The following is a 19,203-nucleotide window of genomic DNA, read 5'->3' as shown; positions in this document are numbered from 1 at the left end:
TATTGCGCTGCCTGCACAGCACATAGGTGAGGGGTTGGAAACATGAATAAGTCGTCTGCACAAGGTTCCGAAGATCCTATCCTGCAGTGGGTTACCTTCCGGTTGGACAACGAGTCCTACGGCATCAACGTGATGCAGGTCCAGGAGGTGCTGCGCTACACCGAGATCGCACCGGTGCCGGGGGCTCCCAGCTATGTACTGGGCATCATCAACCTGCGCGGCAACGTCGTCACCGTGATCGACACCCGTCAGCGCTTCGGCCTGGCGCCTGTCGAAGTCAGTGACAACACCCGTATCGTGATCATCGAGGCGGACAAGCAGGTGGTCGGTATCCTGGTCGACAGCGTGGCCGAAGTGGTCTACCTGCGTCAGTCGGAAGTCGAGACCGCGCCTAACGTGGGCAACGACGAGTCGGCCAAGTTCATCCAGGGCGTGTGCAACAAGAACGGCGAGCTGTTGATCCTGGTCGAGCTGGACAAGATGATGACCGAGGAAGAATGGTCCGAGCTGGAGAACATCTGACCAATGCTTGAGATTGCTGTCGGGGTTCTGGGCGTCGCCTGGGTTGCCACCCTGGGCGTGCTCCTGAGCCACATCAAGCGCCAGCGCAAGCTCGAGGTGGAGCGTGAGCAGGCCGATGTCGCCCGTGAACAGCGGCTGCGCGAGTTGGCCCGCCGCGTCGACAACTACCAGAAAGGCACGGTTGGCATGGGCGAGGACCTGCGCGAGCTACGCGCCATCGTCGCTCCGTTGCCAGACAAGATCACTGCGCTGGAACAGCGCGACCCCTCGACCCTCAGTTTCGCCCAGGCTGCCCGGCTGGTAGGCATGGGCGCGAGCGTCGAAGAACTGACCCAGGCCTGTGGTCTGACCCAGGCCGAAGCTCAGCTGATGAGCAAGCTGCACGGCAGCGCGCCCTGATGGCCAGGCCGTGACCATCGGGTTTGCGGCTAAAGCCAATACTGTTCGGTTAGACCGTGTAGGAGCGTCTTCAGCCGCGAAGCGGCCGCATGTTCACAGCAAATGCAGTGAATTTCCTTGCGCTTTCGCGGCTAAAGCCGCTCCCACCCAGCCACAAGTAGTGCGGTCAAAGCCCATCGTCGCTCAGAGGGTTCCCGGCTGAAGCCGGTCCTGCCAGTACCCTGCAACACTCCCCGGTCGCTCAATCGCTTTTCGGCGTGATGTCCTTCTCGATAGGCGGATCATCCGGGCCCATGCCCACCGGGTATTTGCCCTTCAGGTGCCAGGCGAAGGCGATGATCTCGGCGATGCTGCGGTACAGCTCCTGGGGAATGCTGTCACCCAGTTCCAGCCGCGCCAGCAACTTGACCAGCTCGGCGTTCTCGTAGATCGGCACTTCATGCTCCCGGGCGATGCCGAGGATCTCCTCGGCGATCCGGTCTTCGCCTTTGGCGCTCAGGGTCGGTGCCTGCTCGCCATCATAGGTGAGGGCGATCGCCTGGCGGGGCGCGGTCAGGTCGGCATGGCTCATCAGGCGTTCTCGTCGATCCAGCGTTGTTCGAGTTGGGTGCGCGGTCCTTGCGGAGCAGCGCCGTGCGAGCAGCTCAGGTCGCCGACCGTCAGCCCGCAGGCCACCAGGCGGTCGCGCAAGTGCCCCAGTTCCTGTTCGATCAGTTGCGCGCTGCTTTCGCGCTGTGCCCAGAGCTGGCTGGACAGCGTGCCGCGCACCAGCCGCGCATGCACCTGCAGCGGTCCCAGCGGTTCCAGGTCGAAGGCCAGGTCGATGTTCCACAACGGCTCCCGGGCCTGGGCAGAGCGGTCCTCGCCAGCCTGGCGCGGGTCTTCTTCGGGCGGCGGGTCTTCGCGCTGGATCTTGACCTGCAGCGGCACCACTTCGTGGGCGTTACGGGTCGGCACTTCGGTCTGCCAGGTGGTGACCTGGGTGCCGTCGGCATTGCTGCGGGTCTGTTCCAGCGCGCCAAGCTGATGGCTCTGGATACGCGATACGGCGGCGGCGGCCAGTTTCAACAGCAGTTCCAGGTCGTCCTTGTCCACCCCGGCGGCGACATCCCGGGCGGGCAGGGGGAAACTGAGCTGCTCGGGCCGTGGCGCCACCTGGCCCAGAGTGCCCAGGGCATTGCGGATCGCGCTGGGCATGGTGCGCACCAGGGTATTGCTGGCTGCGGCGGCGCCGTAGGCGACATTGGCGGGCACGCCAGGCGGCAGCAGTTGTGCCACCAGGCGCAGCAGGCCGGCCTTGAGGTCCGGGAGCTGCGCCATATCCTGGCCGGCCAGCAGCCGCGACTCCATGAACATCCCACTGGCATTCAATGCCTGGGCCAGCCCCTGTGGGCTGGTCAGCTGGCGCAGGGGCGGCAGCTCGGCCAGAAGGGTGTCGATTCTGCTCTGCACGGCGGGGGGCAGGTTCGCCTGGGTACGCGGCAGGTCCTGCAGGGCCTTGAACAGGGTCTCCAGGGATCCTTGGCGGCTTTGCTGGGCGGCCAGCTGCTGGTTCACCGCGAGCTGATCCAGACGGCCGGGCAGGGGCACGAAACTCAGCGCCTGGCTGTCCTGCACGCGGGCGTTGAGCAGACTGCCAGGCACCAGCGGCGCCGGGCTTTCCAGGCTGAGGCTGGTCCCGGCCAGCGCGGTGTTGAGCAAGATAATGATTGAGCGATAGGCCACCGTGGCCGGCAGCGCCGCCGCAGCGCCCTGCGGCTGGGCGATGACTTGGCCGGTGGCCTTGTCGATGGCCTGGTTGGTCAAGACCTTGGCCTGCAGCAGGGTGCCCACCGGGACCTGGCGCAGATCCAGTTCGGTCTTGAGGTTATTCGCCGCATTATTGATCTGTTGCAGGCTCAGGTTCAGTTCGATGGGCGAAGATTGTGTCACCAGCAGCCGGGTGCCGGGCGTCAGTGGCTGGTCGCTGGTGGCCTGCACGCTGACCTGGCTGCCATTGGCGAGCAGCACCCGCAGCAACAGTTCGAACTGCTGGCCGACCTGCTTGAGGGTCACGACTTCGGCCTTGGCGTTTTCGCCCGGGGGAATCAGCTCGGCCATGGCATTGAACAGCGTCAGTACCTGATTGGCGGCCAGGCTGGCGCGGGCCTGGATGATGGCCGGATTGGCCGCTGGAACGTTGGCGATGTCACCTGTCATTGAGCTGTAACCCGTTGATTGGAGCGCTCTGGAGCTGGGCGTCCATGTATAATGCGACGCTTTTTTTCCGACCTTGCAATCACGTTGCATTAGTGTAACGGCCGTTGCAAGGTCGACTTGAACCCACCATTAACCGGGAAGGTCGATGAAGCTGGACCTGCAAGCCATCGGGCTGGGCTGCGAACGCGACGCTCGTCTGCTGTTCGACAACCTGGACCTGCACCTGCAAGGCGGCGACATGCTGCAGGTCAGCGGGCCGAACGGCAGCGGCAAGACCAGCCTGCTGCGCCTGCTGTGCGGGTTGATGCGTCCGACGGCCGGCGAGGTGCGCCTGGGCGGCCAGCCGTTGGCAGGCCAGCGCGCGGCGTTGGCCCGCCAACTGTTGTGGATCGGCCACGCGCCGGGCATCAAGGATGTCCTGACCCCCCTGGAAAATCTCGCCTGGCTCTGTGCGCTGCACCAACCGGTGGCAGCCGAGACCTTATGGCAGGCCCTCGAGCAGGTCGGCTTGCGAGGCTTCGAAGACGTGCCTTGTCACAGCCTGTCGGCCGGCCAGCAACGCCGCGTCGCCCTGGCGCGCCTGTATCTGCCGGGGCCGTCGGTCTGGGTTCTGGATGAGCCGTTCACGGCCCTGGACAGCCACGCCGTCACGCAACTGGAAGCGCATCTGGCCAGGCACTGCGAGCAGGGCGGCCTGGTGGTCCTGACGACCCATCACAGCCTGGGCGGCAAGCCGTCTGGTTACCGTAATCTTGACCTGGGGCAGGGCCGCGCATGACCCACGCCTTTACCCTGTTGCTGCTGCGCGAGCTGCGCCTGCTGAGTCGCCGTCCGGCGGAGCTGCTCAACCCGCTGGTTTTTTTCGCTATCGTGATTGCTCTGTTCCCCCTGGCGGTCGGCCCTGAAGCCGGCCTGCTGCGCACCCTGGCGCCCGGACTGGTGTGGGTGGCGGCATTGCTGGCGGTACTGCTGTCGCTCGATGGTCTGTTTCGCAGCGACTTCGAGGACGGTTCGCTGGAGCAGTGGGTCCTTTCGCCGCACCCCTTGGCGCTTATGGTTCTGGCCAAGGTGCTGGCACACTGGCTGTTCTCCGGCCTGGCGCTGGTGCTGATGGCGCCCGTGCTGGCGCTGATGCTCGGGCTGCCGGGCGAGTGCCTCGGCGTGCTGGTGGCCTCGCTGCTGCTGGGTACGCCGGTGCTGAGCCTGCTCGGGGCCGTGGGGGCGGCGCTGACCGTCGGCCTGAAGCGCGGTGGCCTGTTGCTGGCGCTGTTGATCCTGCCGCTGTATATCCCGGTGCTGATCCTCGGCAGCGGTGCACTGCAGGCCGCGCTGCAGGGCATGCCGGCGACGGGTTACCTGCTGTGGCTGGCCAGCCTGGCAGCACTGGCGCTGACCCTGACCCCCTTCGCCATCGCCGAAGGGCTGAAGATCAGCGTCGCGGAATGATCGAGGTCGCGATGCCGCATGGCCGGCCGCGCTCGCTTACGTACACCAATAAGGCAGTGCAATGACTAGCAGCACCCGTTGGGCCTGGTTTCACCGGCTGGGCTCGCCCAAAAGCTTCTACACGATCAGCGGTCGCTGGCTGCCCTGGCTGGCGCTCTTCGCGGCCCTGGCCCTGAGCATCGGCGTGGTCTGGGGCCTGGCCTTCGCGCCGCCGGACTACCAGCAGGGCAACAGCTTCCGGATCATCTACATCCACGTGCCCAGCGCCATGCTCGCGCAATCCTGCTATGTGATGCTCGCAGTGTGTGGCGTGGTCGGGCTGGTGTGGCGGATGAAGCTGGCCGACGTCGCCCTGCAGTGCGCAGCGCCCATCGGTGCCTGGATGACCGCCCTGGCCCTGCTCACCGGGGCTATCTGGGGCAAGCCGACCTGGGGCTCCTGGTGGGTTTGGGACGCGCGCCTGACCTCGATGCTGATCCTGCTGTTCCTCTACCTGGGGCTGATTGCCCTGGGCAACGCCATCGGCAACCGCGACAGCGCGGCCAGGGCCTGCGCGGTGCTGGCCATCGTCGGGGTGGTGAACATCCCGATCATCAAGTACTCGGTGCAGTGGTGGAACACCCTGCACCAGGGCGCGACCTTTTCCCTGACCGAAAAACCGGCGATGCCCGCCGAGATGTGGCTGCCGCTGCTGTTTACCGCCCTGGGGTTCTATGCCTTCTTCGCCACGGTGCTGCTGATGCGCATGCGCCTGGAAGTGCTGCGCCGCGAGGCACGTACCCGCTGGGCGCAGGATGAAGTGCTGCGTCAGCTGGGCCGGCCAACCCCTGGGGAGGTGCGCCCGTGAGCTTCGATTCCTTCGCCGACTTCCTGGCCATGGGCCGCCACGGGCTGTTCGTCTGGTCGGCTTATGGCCTGTTCGGCCTGGTGATGATCGTCAATCTCGCCCTGCCGTGGCTGGCACGGCGCCGTTATCTGCAAGACCAGGCGCGCCGCCTGCGTCGGGAGAGCCAGCCATGAATCCACAGCGCAAGAAGCGCCTGCTGCTGATCGTCGCCCTGCTTGCCGGTATCGGCGTGGCCCTGGGCCTGGCCCTGAGCGCCCTGCAGGAAAACCTCAACCTGTTCTACACACCGACGCAGATCGCCAACGGCGAAGCGCCGCTCGATACCCGCATCCGTGCCGGCGGCATGGTCCAGCAGGGCTCGCTGCAGCGCTCTGGCGATTCGCTGGACGTACGCTTCGTGGTCACCGATTTCAACCGTTCGGTGACCATCCGCTATCGCGGCATCCTGCCCGACCTGTTCCGCGAAGGGCAGGGCATCGTCGCCTTGGGCCGTCTCGGTGCCGATGGCGTGGTGGTCGCCGACGAAGTGCTGGCCAAGCACGACGAAAAGTACATGCCGCCTGAAGTCAGCAAGGCACTCAAGGACAGCGGCCGGTTGAGCGAAGGCCAGGCGCCGGCACCTGGCGGGAAGGGCTGAACGATGATTCCTGAACTCGGCCATCTGGCCATGATCCTGGCCCTGTGTTTCGCCCTGGTGCAGGCCTGCGTCCCGCTGATCGGCGCCTGGCGCGGCGATGTGCTGTGGATGGACCTGGGCCGTCCGGCGGCCTGGGGCCAGTTCGCTTTTCTGGTGTTCGCCTTCGCCTGCCTGACCCAGGCCTTCATGAGCGACGACTTCTCGGTGGCCTATGTGGCACAGAACTCCAACAGCGCCTTGCCCTGGTACTACAAGTTCAGTGCCGTATGGGGTGCCCATGAAGGCTCGCTGCTGCTCTGGGCGCTGATCCTCGGCGGCTGGACCTTCGCGGTGTCGGTGCTGTCACGCCAGCTGCCGCGCGAAATGCTGGCCCGGGTGCTGGCGGTGATGGGCATGATCAGCGTGGGCTTCCTGTCGTTCCTGATCCTCACCTCCAACCCCTTTCTGCGCATTCTGCCGCAGACCCCGGCCAACGGGCGCGACCTCAACCCGTTGCTGCAGGACATCGGCCTGATCGTCCACCCACCCATGCTGTACATGGGCTACGTGGGCTTCTCCGTCGCCTTCGCCTTCGCCATCGCGGCATTGCTGGGCGGGCGCCTGGACGCCGCCTGGGCGCGCTGGTCGCGGCCCTGGACCCTGGTGGCCTGGGCGTTTCTCGGCGTCGGCATCACCCTGGGTTCCTGGTGGGCCTACTACGAACTGGGCTGGGGCGGCTGGTGGTTCTGGGACCCGGTGGAGAATGCCTCGTTCATGCCCTGGCTGGTCGGCACGGCGCTGATTCACTCGCTGGCCGTGACCGAGAAGCGCGGGGTGTTCAAGAGCTGGACCGTGCTGCTGGCCATCGCGGCGTTTTCCCTGAGTCTGCTGGGGACTTTCCTGGTGCGCTCCGGGGTGCTGACCTCGGTGCACGCCTTCGCCTCCGACCCGGCGCGCGGGGTGTTCATCCTGGCGTTCCTGCTGCTGGTGGTGGGCGGTTCGCTGACCCTGTTCGCGTTGCGCGCCCCGGTGGTCAAGAGCCAGGTGAGTTTTGGCCTGTGGTCGCGGGAAACCCTGCTGCTGACCAACAACCTGCTGCTGGTGGTGGCGGCCTCGATGATTCTGCTCGGCACCTTGTACCCGCTGGTGGTCGATGCCTTGAGCGGCGCCAAGATGTCGGTGGGACCGCCGTACTTCAACAGCCTGTTCGTACCGCTGATGGCCTTGCTGCTGGTGGTGCTCAGCGTCGGAGTGCTGGTGCGCTGGAAAGACACCCCGCTGCGCTGGCTGCTGGGCATGCTGACGCCGGTGCTGATCGCCAGCGGGGGCGTGGCCGGGCTGTTCTGGCTGCTGCTCGGCGAGGGTCAGTGGGCGGTACTGGCGACCCTGCTGCTGGCCGCCTGGGTGGTGTTTGGTGCGCTGCGCGACCTGTTCGACAAGACTCGCCACAAGGGCCTGTGGCGCGGCTTGCGCAGCCTGGGCCGCAGCTACTGGGGCATGCAGCTGGCGCACATCGGGCTGGTGGTCTGCGCCCTGGGCGTGGTGTTGTCCAGCCAGCACAGCGTCGAGCGCGACCTGCGCCTGGCGCCGGGGCAGAGTACCGAGCTGGGCGGCTACCGCTTCGAATTCGAGGGGGCCAGGCATCATGAAGGACCGAACTTCGTCTCTGATCGCGCGACGGTCCGCGTCTGGCGCGGCGACCGGCCGGTCAGCGTGCTGCATCCTGAAAAGCGCCTGTACACCGTGCAGCAGTCGATGATGACCGAGGCCGGTATCGACGCCGGCTTCACCCGTGACCTCTACGTCGCCCTGGGCGAGCCGCTGGACAACGGTGCCTGGGCGGTACGCGTGCACGTCAAACCCTTCGTGCGCTGGATCTGGCTGGGCGGTCTGCTCACCGCGCTGGGTGGCGCGCTGGCAGTGCTGGACCGCCGCTACCGCCTCAAGGTGAGCCAGAAGGTCCGCCAGACCCTCGACCCTGCTGGAGCCCTGTCATGAAACGCTGGATCCTGTTGCTGCCGCTGCTGGCCTTCCTGGCCCTGGCGGCGCTGTTGCTGCGTGGCCTGTTCCTCGACCCCGCCGCGTTGCCGTCGGCATTGATCGGCAAGCCCTTGCCGGAATTCAGCCTGCGTGAGGTCACCACCGGCAAGACCATTACCCGCGCCGACCTGCTGGGCCGCCCGGCGCTGGTCAATGTCTGGGCCACCTGGTGCGTGGCCTGCCGTGTCGAACACCCGGTGCTCAACCGCCTGGCCGAGCAGGGGGTGGTGATCCACGGCATCAACTACAAGGACAACAACGCCGAGGCCCTGAAGTGGCTGAAGGACTTCCACAACCCTTACCAGCTCAACCTGCGCGATGACGACGGCAGCCTGGGCCTGAACCTGGGGGTGTACGGTGCGCCGGAGACCTTTCTGATCGACAGCCGCGGCATCATCCGCCACAAGTTCGTCGGGGTCATCGACGACCAGGTGTGGCGCGAGCAACTGGCCAGCCGGTACCAGGCACTGGTCGACGAGGCACGCCCATGAAGCGTTGGCTGGCAATGGCGCTGTTGAGCCTGGGCCTGAGCGGCACGGCCCTGGCGGCCATCGAGGCGCACAACTTTCGCGACGAGGCCGAGCGTGCTCGCTATGCCGAGCTGACCACCGAGCTGCGCTGCCCCAAGTGCCAGAACCAGGACATCGCCGACTCCAACGCGCCCATCGCTGCCGACCTGCGCAAGGAAATCTATCGGCTGCTGGAAGAGGGCCGCAGCAATCGCGAGATCGTCGACTACATGGTCGACCGCTACGGTGAGTTCGTGCGCTACAAGCCGGCCCTCACGGCGCGCACCTGGCTGCTGTGGTTCGGCCCCGGCGTGCTGTTGCTGGTCGGTATCGGGGTGATCCTGGTCATCGTGCGCCGCCGTCCGGCCCTCGCTGGCACTGAGCAAGGCCTTTCCGACGAGGAGCGCAAGCGCCTCGCCCACCTTCTGGACAACAACCGCGAATGATCGATTTCTGGATGGCCGTAGGCCTGCTGTTGCTGGTGGCCGCAAGTTTTCTGCTGATTCCCGTGCTGCGTCACCGGCCGAGCGCCGAAGCCCCGCCGCGTACGGCGCTGAACGTGGCGCTGTACGAGGAGCGCCTGAGCGAAATGCAGACCCAGCGTGAGGCAGGGACACTCAGCGAAGCGCAACTGGATACTGCCCGCGCCGAGGCGGCGCGTGAACTGCTGGCTGACACCGAGGCTGTGCAGCCGGGACGGGCATCGCGCCAGCTTGGCAGGCGCGTGCCGCTGTTGGCGGCGCTGCTGGTGCCCTTGCTGGCGCTGGGCCTGTACCTGCACTACGGCGCCAGCGCACGGGTCGAACTGGCCCGCGAGTTCGCCGCGCCGCCAGCCTCCCTGGAGGAGATGACCCGCCGCCTGGAGCGCACCGTAGAAGCCCAGCCCGACTCGGCGGAGGGTGTGTATTTCCTGGGCCGTGCCTACATGGCCGAACAGCGCCCGGCCGATGCGGCGCGGCAGTTCGAGCGTGCCGCGCAACTGTCCGGCCGGCCGCCGGAACTGCTTGGCCAGTGGGCGCAGGCACTGTACTTCGCTGAGAACAAGACCTTCACCGCGCAGGTGCGGGCACTGACTGACGAAGCGCTACAGGCCGATCCCAACGAAGTCACCAGCCTCGGGCTGCTGGGCATCGCTGCCTTCGAAGGGCGGCGCTACCAGGAGGCGGTGGACTACTGGACGCGCCTGCAGGGCCTGCTGCCGGAAGGCGATCCGTCGCGTGCCGCCTTGCAGGGCGGCATTGCCAAGGCCCGTGAGAATCTCGGCGCACAACCCGCCGCCACCGGTCCACGGCTGAAGGTGCGTGTCGAACTGGCCGCTGCCGTGCGCGACCAGGTGCGCGGCGACGACAGCGTGTTCGTCTTCGTTCAGGCGCTGGGTGGCCCGCCCGCGCCCCTGGCGGTCAGGCGCCTGTCGGTCGCCGACCTGCCGGTGCAGGTGGAGCTGTCCGATGCTGACGCCATGATGCCGCAGCTGAAACTGTCGAACTTCGCGCAAGTCCAACTCAGTGCGCGGGTCTCGCGTGCCGGGCAACCGACCCGTGGCGAATGGCTGGGACGCAGCCAGCCGCTGGCCGTCGATACCACGGCCTTGCAGACCCTGACCATCGACCGTCCTGATCAGTAGGAAACTGACATGTCCGCGATTACCTGGCACCTTGCACGAACTTCCCTGCTGGCCGCCGTCATGAGCCTGAGTGCCTGTGCGGTGCATCAAGCGCCCAACGTGCCGCGCACGCAGGAGCCGATTCAGAGCCTGCCTGGCGTCAACACACCGGATGCCACACCGTCCAAACCGAGCCAGCCGGCCAGGCCGGCAGCCAAACCGGCCAAGACTTCGGCCAGCTTCGCCCCACCGCCGGGCGGCAAGAGCCACTGGGACCAGAAACTGGGTGTCTATGTGCTGGAAGACCGGCCCAACACCTTCTACCGCCAGCGTACCTACTACCAGTGGAATGACGGCTGGAGCTGGTCGACCCAGCCCGACGGCCCCTGGCAGGCCACCGACGTCAATGGCGTCCCTGGTGGACTGGGCCGGGCATTCGGCAACTGACCCACAAACACAACGGCGACCCGAGGGTCGCCGTTGTGTTGTCTGCACGATCGGTCACTTGGCCGGGTAGATCTGGTCGAACACGCCGCCGTCGACGAAGTGGGTCTTCTGTACGGTGCGCCAGTCGCCGAAGGTCTTCTCCACGGAGAGGAAGTCGACTTTCGGGAAGCGATCCTTGTACTTGGCCAGCACCTGCGGGTCCCGCGGGCGCAGGTAGTTGTTGGCGGCGATTTCCTGGCCATCCGGCGACCACAGGTACTTCAGGTAGGCTTCGGCCATGGCCCGCGAGCCTTTCTTGTCCACCACCTTGTCGACCACGCTCACCGGCGGCTCGGCTTCGGCGGACACGCTCGGGTACACCACTTCGAACTGATCGCGACCGAACTCGCGGGCGATCATTTCCGCTTCGTTCTCGAAGGTCACCAGCACGTCGCCGATCTGGTTGGTCATGAAGGTGGTGGTGGCGCCACGGCCACCGGTGTCCAGCACCGGAACGTGCTTGAACAGCTGGCCGACGAACTGCCTGGCGGCGGCTTCATCGCCACCGTTCTTCAGGGTGTAGCCCCAGGCCGAGAGGTAGGTGTAGCGGCCGTTCCCCGAGGTCTTGGGGTTGGGCACGATGACTTCCACGCCGTCCTTGACCAGGTCCGGCCAGTCCTTCAGGCCCTTGGGGTTGCCCTTGCGCACGATGAACACCGTGGCGGAGGTGAACGGCGCGCTGTTGTTCGGCAGGCGCGTCACCCAGTCCTTGGGCACCAGCTCACCGTTGTCGGCCAGGGCGTTGATGTCGGTGGCCATGTTCATGGTGATGACATCGGCCTGCAGGCCGTCGATCACCGCCCGGGCCTGTTTGCTGGAACCCCCGAAGGACATCTGGATGGCGACGTTTTCCTGGTGCTCGGCCTGCCAGTGTTTCTGGAAGGCAACGTTATAGTCCTTGTAGAAGTCGCGCATCACGTCGTAGGAGACGTTGAGCAGAGGGGCGGCCTGGGCGGTGCTGCCCAGGGCCAGGCCAGCGGCCAGTAGCGAGGCGGCAAACAGTTTCTTCACGGGGGATTCCTTGGTAGACGCTCGGAGTGTTGTGTCGTTGTTATCGGCCCAGGGCCTGTAGCCCGCGATCATAGCGGGGTGTCTGCGCGCCATTAAAGAACAAAAGACTATTTGCTTATGCCTGTTCGTCGCGTTTGGGAAACAGCGCATGGCCGCAGCGTGAACAGAACGCCGCGCCGTGCTCGTGGAGGTTCTTGGCGCACACCGGGCAGTCGTGGCGCAGCTGCTCGCCGCGCATGGCGTTGGCCAGCTCGGCGGTGAAGATCCCGGTGGGCACGGCGATGATCGAATAGCCGGTGATCATCACCAGCGAGGAAAGCATCTGGCCCACCGGGGTCTTGGGCACGATGTCGCCGAAGCCCACGGTGGTCAGGGTGACGATGGCCCAGTAGATGCCCTTGGGAATGCTGGTAAAGCCATGCTCGGGACCTTCGATGACGTACATCAGGGTGCCGAACACCGTCACCAGGGTCGAGACGCTGACCAGGAACACGATGATTTTCTGCTTGCTGCCACGCAGTGCCTCGACCAGGTAGTGGGCCTGGCGCAGGTAGGGGGCGAGCTTGAGGACCCGGAAGATGCGCAGCATGCGGATGATGCGCACGATCAGCAGGTACTGCGCGTCGCTGTAGTAAATGGCCAGGATGCCGGGGATGATCGCCAGCAGGTCGACCAGCCCGTAGAAGCTGAAGGCGTATTTCAGTGGCCGGGGCGAGCAGTACAGGCGCAGCGCGTACTCCACGGCGAACACGGCGGTGAAGCCCCATTCGACCCAGGCCAGGTGCGTGGCGTAGTCACGGTGCACGCTCGCGATGCTGTCGACGATGGTCACCAGCAGGCTGAGCAGGATGACCAGCAGCAGGACCTGGTCGAAGCGCCGACCGGCCGGAGTGTCGGTTTCGAAGATGATGCGGTGCAATCGTTGGCGACGGCTTGGCGTGGTGCTCATGGGGGCTCTCGGCGATGCAATCGGCAGAGCCTGGGGCAAACCGGCGAGCGCTGCAAGCGTCGCCAGTTTGCCCCTGCCGGTTGGAGCCTGCTCGCAAAACGTCCGTCAAGGCCAGCGCATGTGCGGTGAACGTGACGCCGCCATCGCGAGCAAGCTCGCTCCCACGGACCCGTATTGGCCCTGACACCGAAGCCATTGGGCGATCAGTCGCGGCGCGTCATTGCTGCCAGCCGCCACCCAGTGCCAGGAACAGGTCGATCTGCCCCATGGCCACCTGGGTATTGGCGGCGGCCAGTTGCGCGCGCATCTCGGTGTAGGTGCGGGTGGCCTGCAGGTCGGCGAGGAAGGACTCGCGCCCCGCCTGGTAGAAACGGTGGGTCTGGTCGGCGGCGATGCGCGCCGACTCCTCGGCTTCCTTCAGGGCATCGCGGCGATCGATCAGGGCGGTGTACTGGGCCATGCTGGTCTGCGTTTCGCGGATGGCATTGAGCACGACGCCGTCGAAGCGCGCCAGGGCCGCCTGGGCCGAGGCTTCGGCCTGGTGGATGCGGGCGCGGCTGCCGTTGGTGGGAATTGTCCAGCTGATCAGCGGGCCGAAGCCCCAGCGGTTGGCGCTGGGCTTGCCGAGGTTCTCGACCAGGCCGATGGTGGCCACCGAGGCGCCGATGCTGATGTCCGGGTACAGCTCGCCGGTGGCCACGCCGATCTGCGCGGTGGCCATGGCCAGGTGGCGTTCGGCCTGGCGGATGTCCGGGCGGCGCTTGAGCAGGGCGGCGCCGTCACCCACCGGAATCAGCTGGGCCAGGTGCGGCAGCTCGGCACACTGCGCGACCCCGGCCGGCAACTGCGCCACCGGCTTGGCCAGCAGCATTGACAGGCGGAACAGCGCCGCCTGGCGCATGGCTTCATAGCGCGGCAGCTCGGCGCGCAACGACTTGAACTGGGTCTGCGAACGGGTCACCTGGGTCTCGTCGCCACGCCCGGCGTCGCGCAGGCGCTGGTTGAGGTTGACGCTCTGCTGTTGCAGGTCCAGCGACTCATGGGCGATGGCCAGCTCCTCGTTGGCTGCGCACGCCTGGGTATAGGCACGCACCACGTCAGCGACCACGGTGATGCGCGCGGTGTCGGCGGCGGCCTGGGTGGCGTCCACGTTGGCCTGCGCCGCCTCGATGCCGCGTTGCAGGGTGCCGAACAGATCGAACTGGTAGGAGGTGGTCAGGCCGACATCGCCGACATTGGCCACCGGGACTTTCTCGGTCAGCAGAAAGGCTTCGCCTGATTCCTGCAGGCGCTGCACCCCGGCCTTGGCGCCGGCGCTGAAGCCGCCAGCGGCCTCGGCCTCGGCGTTCTGGTAACGCGAGCGCTGCAGGTTGGCCGCCGCGACGCGCAGGTCAGCATTGCTGGCCAGGGCCTGGTGTACCAGCTCGTCGAGGCGCGGGTCCTGGTACAGCCGCCACCACTGGTCGGGTACCGGTGCGGAAACCACATTGGCCGATTGGCCGAGCGCGCCCTGCAGGTCCGCGCGGTTGATCGCCGCGTCCTTGGGTTTCTGGTAGTCCGGGCCGACCATCTGGCAGGCCGAGAGCAGCGCGCCGAGGCCCAGCGCCAACCAGGGCAGAGGGCGAATCATTGGCGGTGCTCCTGGGTATCGATGATCGACACCGTCGCAGTACGCCCGGCGATCATGCGGAAGTCTGCCGGCACTTGGTCGAAGGCGATGCGCACCGGGATGCGCTGCGCCAGGCGCACCCAGCTGAACGCCGGGTTGACGTTGGGCAGCAGGTTGGTGCCGCTGCTGCGGTCGCGGTCCTCGATGGCCGCGACCATGCTTACCACATGGCCCGTCAGGCGGGCGTTGTCGCCGACCACGCGGATGTCAACCGCGGAGCCGATATGAATGCCGTCGAGCTTGGTTTCTTCGAAGTAGCCGTCGATATGGAAAGACGCAGCGTCCACCAGCGACAGCACCGGGCGTCCGGCGCTGACGAACTCATGGGGGCGCGGAGCGCGGTCGTTGAGGTAACCGTCCACCGGGCTGCGGATCACCGAGCGGTCGAGGTTGAGCTGGGCGGCGTCCACCGCCACCCTGGCTTCATTGAGCGCCGACAGGGCGCGCGCCTCGCGGGACTGGCTCTCTTCCAGCTGTTCGCGGGACACTAGGTTGCCCAGCGAGCGGTTGCGGCGGTTCTCGCGCTGCGCCTGCTGCCAGGTTTCCTGGCGCTCGGCCACGGTGGCCTGGGCCTGGCGCAGGGCCAGACGGAAGCGCTCCTGGTCGATGGTGAACAGCACCTGGCCCTTGCTGACCTTCTGGTTGTCGTGCACGTCCACCTGCTGGATCAGCCCGGAAACATCCGGGGCGATCTGCACGATGTCGGCGCGAATGTGCCCGTCGCGGGTCCAGGGCGCGAACATGTAGTACATCACCATGCGCCAGACCAGCACGGCGGCCAGCGCTACCACAATCAGGGTCAGGACCACGCGGCCCAGGGTCAGGATCGGCTTTTTCATGTCATCAGATATCGGCAGAAGGAGTCCAGGGCCGCCAGCAGCAGCACGTACAGACCGGTGTTGAACAGCGCCCGGTGCCACACCAGGCGGTAGAAATGCGTATGCGACAGCAGCGCGTGAATGCCCAGGAACAGCAGGTAGGCAATGCCCATCAGGGCCAGGAAGGTGGGAATGAAGATCCCGCTGATGTCCAGTTCGCCAATCATGCGGGGGCTCCGTCCGGGCCGTGGATGGGTTGTTCGATGAGTTCGCCGTTCATGTCGACGATTTCCACGCCAGGCAACAGGGCCAGGCGCAGGCCGCTGAGTGCATGCAGCAGGTGCAGGCGTACCGGCTCATCCCCCAGCGCTTCGCTGTTGAGCGTGCGGCGGGTGCGGTCGAGGGTCAGCAGCAGGCCCATGGGCGCGGGCAGGCGTTCGCCCGCCTTGAGGCAGGCACGGAAATAACCACCGACCTCGCCAACCACCTGGCGCGTGCCTGGCTGCAAGGCTTCGGGCAGGCGCGGGGTCCAGGCCAGCAGGTCGAGCAGGTTCAGTGCCACGCGCAGTTCGCGCAGCGGTGCGCTGCTGTCCTGGGCGGTCTGCGCCAGGCGTGGCACCTGTTGCATCAGACGATCGATCATCTGCACGCCCAAGCGCCGGTGTTCGGCGAGGCTGGCCGGTTCGCAGAGGCTGACGATGTCGCGCCAGCCGAAGCGGGTCATGCGCCGGGCGGCCATCTCGACGCCGAAGGGGCGCATGATCAGCGTCCAGACAAAGGCGAACAGCAGGCCTGCCGGTCCGGCCAGGTTGTTGTTGATGAACACCAGGAAATCGGCGTCGTAGGCGCCCTGCACGCCAACGAAGGTGGCGGTGTTGACTGCCGTCAGCACCGTCGGCAGGAAAAAGCGGGGCTGCGCGCTGAGGGTGGCCACGCAGATGAAGGGCACGGCGAAGGCCAGCACCAGCATCGGGAAGTCATGCACGCTGGGCAGCACCACGAACAGGTAGAGGCTGGCCAGCACCACCGACGTCAGGGTCCAGAAGAAGAACCGGTAGATCTGCGGCGCGGGGTCGTCCATGGCTGCGAAGAAGCTGCACGACACGGCGGCGAGAATCACCGCGCTGGCGCCGTCCTGCCAGCCCATGAAGATCCACAGCAGCGAGGCGACGATGATCGCCAACACGGCCGAACCGGCCGAATAGAGCATCAGCCCACGGTCCAGGAAGGGCTTGATGCGCCCCAGGCGCCAGTGCCGGTACACCGCTTGCCAGGGGCGGCCGTCGTCGGCGTTGATGGCCTGCTGCAGGGTACGGCAATCCATCCATAGGTCGATCCACTCGCCCAGCCGGTAGAGGGCGTTGGACAGCAGCAGGTTGTCGCGTTCGTCCAGCGCTGCGGCATCGGGCTGCAGGCGTTGCAGCTCGGCATGCAGCGCCTGCCACTGCGGCATGCCCGTGTCCTGGTCGCTGGCCTCCAGCCATTCGCGGGTCTGCGCCAGCAGCGCCGTGAGGCTGGCCATGCCGGCGGGCTGGCGGCGTTCGAGGATCCACAGCGCATCGTCCAGGGCGTCGATCACCGGCAGCAAGTGGATCATCCGCCCGCGCAGCTCGCGGGCATGGCGCACGGTCTGGCGGTGCGCGCCCTCATGGCGCAACTGGCCGATCATCGGTTCCAGGCTGTTGAAGCCGGCGGCCATGGCCGTGCGCAGGCCGGCCACTTCGGCGGCGTCCACGCGGCGGGCGAGGAACTGCGCGCTGTACTGGCTGGCGTCCTTGAACCATTTGTCCACGGTGCCCTGCAGCACCGGCGCCAGGCGCCGGGGCCAGAACAGCGCGCCCACCACCGCGGCACAGGTGATGCCCAGGAAGATCTCTTCGGTACGCGACACGGCGATCTCGAACACCGCCTGCGGGTTGTCCACTGCCGGCAGGGAAATCAGCGGCATGGTGTAGCCGGCGAGCATCAGCGCGTAGCTGTTGGCGGTGCGCAGGTGCAGCGAGAGGAACAGCAGGGTGCCGGTCCACAGCGCCACGACGATGGCCAGCAGAATCGGTGTCTGTACGAATAGCGGCACTAGCAGCACCGAGGCGCAGGCCCCGGCCAGGGTGCCCATGGCCCGGTACAGGGCCTTGGAGCTGGTCGGCCCCACGAACGGGCTGGCGACGATGTACACCGTGGCCATGGCCCAGTAGGGGCGGGGCATTTCCATGACCAGAGCGATGTACAACGCCAGCATCGACGCGGCGAAGGTGCGCACGCCGTGCAGCCAGTCACGCCCTGGCGGGAAGCCGGCCAGGAAATCCTTCATGCGCCGTCTCCCTCGGCGTCGACGGCATCGGCAAACGCCTGCAGCACCCGCAAGGTGGTCTGCAGCTCCGCCGCGCTGATGTCGGCCAGCACCCCGGCACGCAGGCGGGTCAGCTCGTTTTCGATGGCCGCGGCCAGCGTGCGGCCCTTGTCGGTGAGGCTCAGCGCCTTGGCGCGGCGGTCGTTGGGGTCTTCGGTGCGGCAGACGATACCGGCCTTGCACAACTGGTCGAGCAGGCGCACCAGGGTCGGGCTTTCCATGCCGGCCGCGTGCGCCACCTTGACCTGATGCACACCGTCGCCCAGGCGCGCGATGGCCAGCAGCGGCCCGGCACAGGCTTCGCTGATGTCGTAGCTGGACAGCGTGGCGTGGCACAGGCGTCGCCAGCGCCGCGAGGCGGCGACCAGCGTACTGCTGATGGCGCGGTGGAGGATTTCGTCAGGCATGGTGGCAGGTAGTTAGGTTGAACATTGTTAGTGAAGATATTAGTAGCTTGCTAACTATTAATATCCTGTAACAAACCATTTCAGTCAACTGAAAATCGGCGAGCAGCTCGACGAACGGCGCGGGGTTGAGCGGACGAGACAGGGTTCCCGGGTGAAAAGTTCAAAAATTATTGACCGTTCGTCGGGGTTTTTTGCGTGCATTGAGGGGCGAGACCCCAAGGCATTCAAAAAACCGACGCGGATCGCCGGGAGGCGGGCCTTATGGCACGGCCTTCGTGCTGAAAGGGTCCAGCCCAGGGGGAGGGGATGGGTGATATCTAAATGATATCTTCGGTGCTGGCACAACGGTTCCTTGACGCCTGTAGCGGTTCATCAAAAAACCGCCCATGCCGATAGCGATGACGAATCACTCGGGCCTGTAACCCGCGTCCCAGAGCCATCCTGTCGGTGCGCATGCGCACCTTGCGAGCCACACCATGATCGACCTTGCCACTTGGAACCTGTCCATTCCCGTCGGTGTTCCCGCCCAGACCATCGCGACTGCGCAGCTGATGCGCGGCTATCAGGACGGTTACTTCCGCTCCGGCAATACGTTGTTCTTCTGGGCGCCGGTTACGGGGTCGACCACCGACAACGCCAAGTTCCCGCGCACCGAGCTGCGCGAGACCACGGCGGACGGACGCGCGTTCAACTGGAACTACACCTCGGCGGACAACTTCCTGCGGGCGGCGCTGATGGTCAACCAGGTGCCTTCCAGCGGCAAGATCGTCATTGGTCAGATCCACACCTACCAGAGCAACGAGCCACTGCTCAAGGTCGAGTACCAGTACAAGGACAAGCTCAAGACCGGCAACATCGTCGCCAAACTGCGTCGCAGCCCGCAGTCTGAGATCGAAGTGATTACCATCGCCGAGGGCGTGCCGCTCAACCAGCGCTTCAGCTACAGCATCCACCTGACCCCGGCGGGCAACCTGACGGTCAATGCCTACGAGAACGTGTGGAACGTGCGTCTGGATCCGACCTGGAGCACCAAGCTGTTGTACTTCAAGGCCGGGGTCTACACCCAGGACAACACCGGCTACGCCACCGAAGGCGGCGCGGCGACCTTCTATCAGTTGAGCATCGCTCACGACAAAAAGGGTTGAGTGGCCTGAGTCCTTCGCGGCTTTAGCCGCAATACTGTTCGATTAAGCGCTTTGCAGCTTTTGAACTGCCCCCCAAAAGTTGGAGAGTTTTAGCTCGCAGCCTGAACCCTGTATTCCACAGGGCTCAGGCCATTGAGCTTCAGCTTGATACGGTCATGGTTGTAGTAACGGATGTACTCATCCAGAC

Annotated in this window: 23 protein-coding genes; 13 read left to right on the top strand and 10 right to left on the bottom strand. The window is 66.0% G+C overall.

Translation table 11 applies throughout. From position 1 onward, the window contains the following. Window positions 1-42: 42 nt before the first annotated feature. On the top strand, window positions 43-522 hold the full coding sequence (locus QZ497_RS06840; protein ID WP_045489510.1) for a chemotaxis protein CheW: 480 nt from the start codon (window positions 43-45) through the stop codon (window positions 520-522). A gap of 3 nt (window positions 523-525) precedes the next feature. Continuing rightward, entirely contained in the window at window positions 526-921 is a 396-nt protein-coding gene (locus tag QZ497_RS06835; protein WP_295472491.1) for a DUF2802 domain-containing protein, read from the top strand. Window positions 922-1,162: 241 nt separating this feature from the next. Here the strand turns inward: QZ497_RS06835 and QZ497_RS06830 are convergent, their stop codons facing one another. Both QZ497_RS06830 and QZ497_RS06825 read right to left on the bottom strand, forming a co-directional pair. Further along, entirely contained in the window at window positions 1,163-1,492 is a 330-nt protein-coding gene (locus QZ497_RS06830) for an EscU/YscU/HrcU family type III secretion system export apparatus switch protein (protein WP_295472489.1), read from the bottom strand. Next, complete coding sequence (locus QZ497_RS06825) at window positions 1,492-3,120, bottom strand: flagellar hook-length control protein FliK (protein ID WP_295472487.1); 1,629 nt, start codon at window positions 3,118-3,120, stop codon at window positions 1,492-1,494. Before QZ497_RS06825 ends, QZ497_RS06830 begins: the two co-directional genes overlap by 1 nt. A 145-nt stretch (window positions 3,121-3,265) precedes the next feature. Here QZ497_RS06825 and ccmA point away from each other — a divergent pair, with 145 nt between their 5' ends. From ccmA to QZ497_RS06775, 10 genes are all read left to right on the top strand, one after another. Continuing rightward, complete coding sequence (gene ccmA, locus QZ497_RS06820) at window positions 3,266-3,898, top strand: cytochrome c biogenesis heme-transporting ATPase CcmA (RefSeq protein WP_295472485.1); 633 nt, start codon at window positions 3,266-3,268, stop codon at window positions 3,896-3,898. Further along, complete coding sequence (gene ccmB / locus QZ497_RS06815) at window positions 3,895-4,566, top strand: heme exporter protein CcmB (protein WP_295472483.1); 672 nt, start codon at window positions 3,895-3,897, stop codon at window positions 4,564-4,566. Before ccmA ends, ccmB begins: the two co-directional genes overlap by 4 nt. Before the next feature lie 61 nt (window positions 4,567-4,627). After that, window positions 4,628-5,413: a heme ABC transporter permease gene (locus QZ497_RS06810; RefSeq protein WP_295472481.1), complete on the top strand. Its 786-nt coding sequence runs from the start codon at window positions 4,628-4,630 to the stop codon at window positions 5,411-5,413. Then, entirely contained in the window at window positions 5,410-5,586 is a 177-nt protein-coding gene (gene ccmD / locus QZ497_RS06805; protein WP_295472479.1) for a heme exporter protein CcmD, read from the top strand. The genes QZ497_RS06810 and ccmD overlap by 4 nt, the downstream gene beginning before the upstream one ends. Continuing rightward, window positions 5,583-6,050, top strand: a complete 468-nt coding sequence (ccmE, locus tag QZ497_RS06800) for a cytochrome c maturation protein CcmE (protein ID WP_295472478.1) — start codon at window positions 5,583-5,585, stop codon at window positions 6,048-6,050. Before ccmD ends, ccmE begins: the two co-directional genes overlap by 4 nt. A gap of 3 nt (window positions 6,051-6,053) precedes the next feature. After that, window positions 6,054-8,027: a heme lyase CcmF/NrfE family subunit gene (locus QZ497_RS06795; protein ID WP_295472476.1), complete on the top strand. Its 1,974-nt coding sequence runs from the start codon at window positions 6,054-6,056 to the stop codon at window positions 8,025-8,027. After that, window positions 8,024-8,560 carry a DsbE family thiol:disulfide interchange protein gene (locus QZ497_RS06790; RefSeq protein WP_295472474.1) on the top strand — a complete coding sequence of 179 codons (537 nt, stop codon included), beginning with the start codon at window positions 8,024-8,026 and terminating at the stop codon, window positions 8,558-8,560. Before QZ497_RS06795 ends, QZ497_RS06790 begins: the two co-directional genes overlap by 4 nt. Further along, the gene (locus tag QZ497_RS06785; protein ID WP_295472472.1) at window positions 8,557-9,024 is read left to right on the top strand and encodes a cytochrome c-type biogenesis protein; all 468 of its coding nucleotides are present in this window, start codon (window positions 8,557-8,559) and stop codon (window positions 9,022-9,024) included. The genes QZ497_RS06790 and QZ497_RS06785 overlap by 4 nt, the downstream gene beginning before the upstream one ends. Then, the gene (ccmI, locus tag QZ497_RS06780; protein WP_295472470.1) at window positions 9,021-10,202 is read left to right on the top strand and encodes a c-type cytochrome biogenesis protein CcmI; all 1,182 of its coding nucleotides are present in this window, start codon (window positions 9,021-9,023) and stop codon (window positions 10,200-10,202) included. Before QZ497_RS06785 ends, ccmI begins: the two co-directional genes overlap by 4 nt. 9 nt (window positions 10,203-10,211) lie before the next feature. Next, on the top strand, window positions 10,212-10,628 hold the full coding sequence (locus tag QZ497_RS06775) for a hypothetical protein (RefSeq protein ID WP_295472469.1): 417 nt from the start codon (window positions 10,212-10,214) through the stop codon (window positions 10,626-10,628). Between the two features lie 54 nt (window positions 10,629-10,682). On the opposite strand, the gene QZ497_RS06770 is transcribed toward QZ497_RS06775, so the two are convergent. From QZ497_RS06770 to QZ497_RS06740, 7 genes are all read right to left on the bottom strand, one after another. Then, window positions 10,683-11,678, bottom strand: a complete 996-nt coding sequence (locus QZ497_RS06770; protein ID WP_295472467.1) for a sulfate ABC transporter substrate-binding protein — start codon at window positions 11,676-11,678, stop codon at window positions 10,683-10,685. A 115-nt stretch (window positions 11,679-11,793) separates the two neighbouring features. Continuing rightward, window positions 11,794-12,627: an ion transporter gene (locus tag QZ497_RS06765; RefSeq protein ID WP_295472466.1), complete on the bottom strand. Its 834-nt coding sequence runs from the start codon at window positions 12,625-12,627 to the stop codon at window positions 11,794-11,796. A gap of 217 nt (window positions 12,628-12,844) precedes the next feature. Next, on the bottom strand, window positions 12,845-14,257 hold the full coding sequence (locus tag QZ497_RS06760) for an efflux transporter outer membrane subunit (RefSeq protein WP_295472464.1): 1,413 nt from the start codon (window positions 14,255-14,257) through the stop codon (window positions 12,845-12,847). Further along, complete coding sequence (locus QZ497_RS06755) at window positions 14,254-15,135, bottom strand: HlyD family secretion protein (protein ID WP_295472462.1); 882 nt, start codon at window positions 15,133-15,135, stop codon at window positions 14,254-14,256. The genes QZ497_RS06760 and QZ497_RS06755 overlap by 4 nt, the downstream gene beginning before the upstream one ends. Then, a complete protein-coding gene (locus QZ497_RS06750; protein WP_295472460.1) occupies window positions 15,132-15,341 on the bottom strand; it encodes a DUF1656 domain-containing protein in 210 nt (69 codons plus the stop codon). Before QZ497_RS06750 ends, QZ497_RS06755 begins: the two co-directional genes overlap by 4 nt. Continuing rightward, a complete protein-coding gene (locus QZ497_RS06745) occupies window positions 15,338-17,425 on the bottom strand; it encodes an FUSC family protein (protein WP_295472458.1) in 2,088 nt (695 codons plus the stop codon). The genes QZ497_RS06750 and QZ497_RS06745 overlap by 4 nt, the downstream gene beginning before the upstream one ends. Further along, window positions 17,422-17,871 (bottom strand): MarR family transcriptional regulator, encoded by a 450-nt coding sequence (locus QZ497_RS06740; protein ID WP_295472456.1) that lies wholly within the window; start codon window positions 17,869-17,871, stop codon window positions 17,422-17,424. The genes QZ497_RS06745 and QZ497_RS06740 overlap by 4 nt, the downstream gene beginning before the upstream one ends. A 476-nt stretch (window positions 17,872-18,347) precedes the next feature. Here QZ497_RS06740 and QZ497_RS06735 point away from each other — a divergent pair, with 476 nt between their 5' ends. Beyond that, complete coding sequence (locus QZ497_RS06735) at window positions 18,348-19,016, top strand: polysaccharide lyase family 7 protein (RefSeq protein ID WP_295472454.1); 669 nt, start codon at window positions 18,348-18,350, stop codon at window positions 19,014-19,016. Window positions 19,017-19,105: 89 nt separating this feature from the next. Here the strand turns inward: QZ497_RS06735 and QZ497_RS06730 are convergent. Further along, window positions 19,106-19,203: IS3 family transposase (locus tag QZ497_RS06730; RefSeq protein ID WP_295472679.1), on the bottom strand; the 98-nt coding region annotated here is incomplete at its 5' end.

The organism is uncultured Pseudomonas sp. (assembly GCF_913777995.1).
GTDB lineage: Bacteria > Pseudomonadota > Gammaproteobacteria > Pseudomonadales > Pseudomonadaceae > Aquipseudomonas.
Note: the sequence above shows the minus strand (reverse complement) of the source record. Positions and strands in the feature narration are given on the sequence as shown.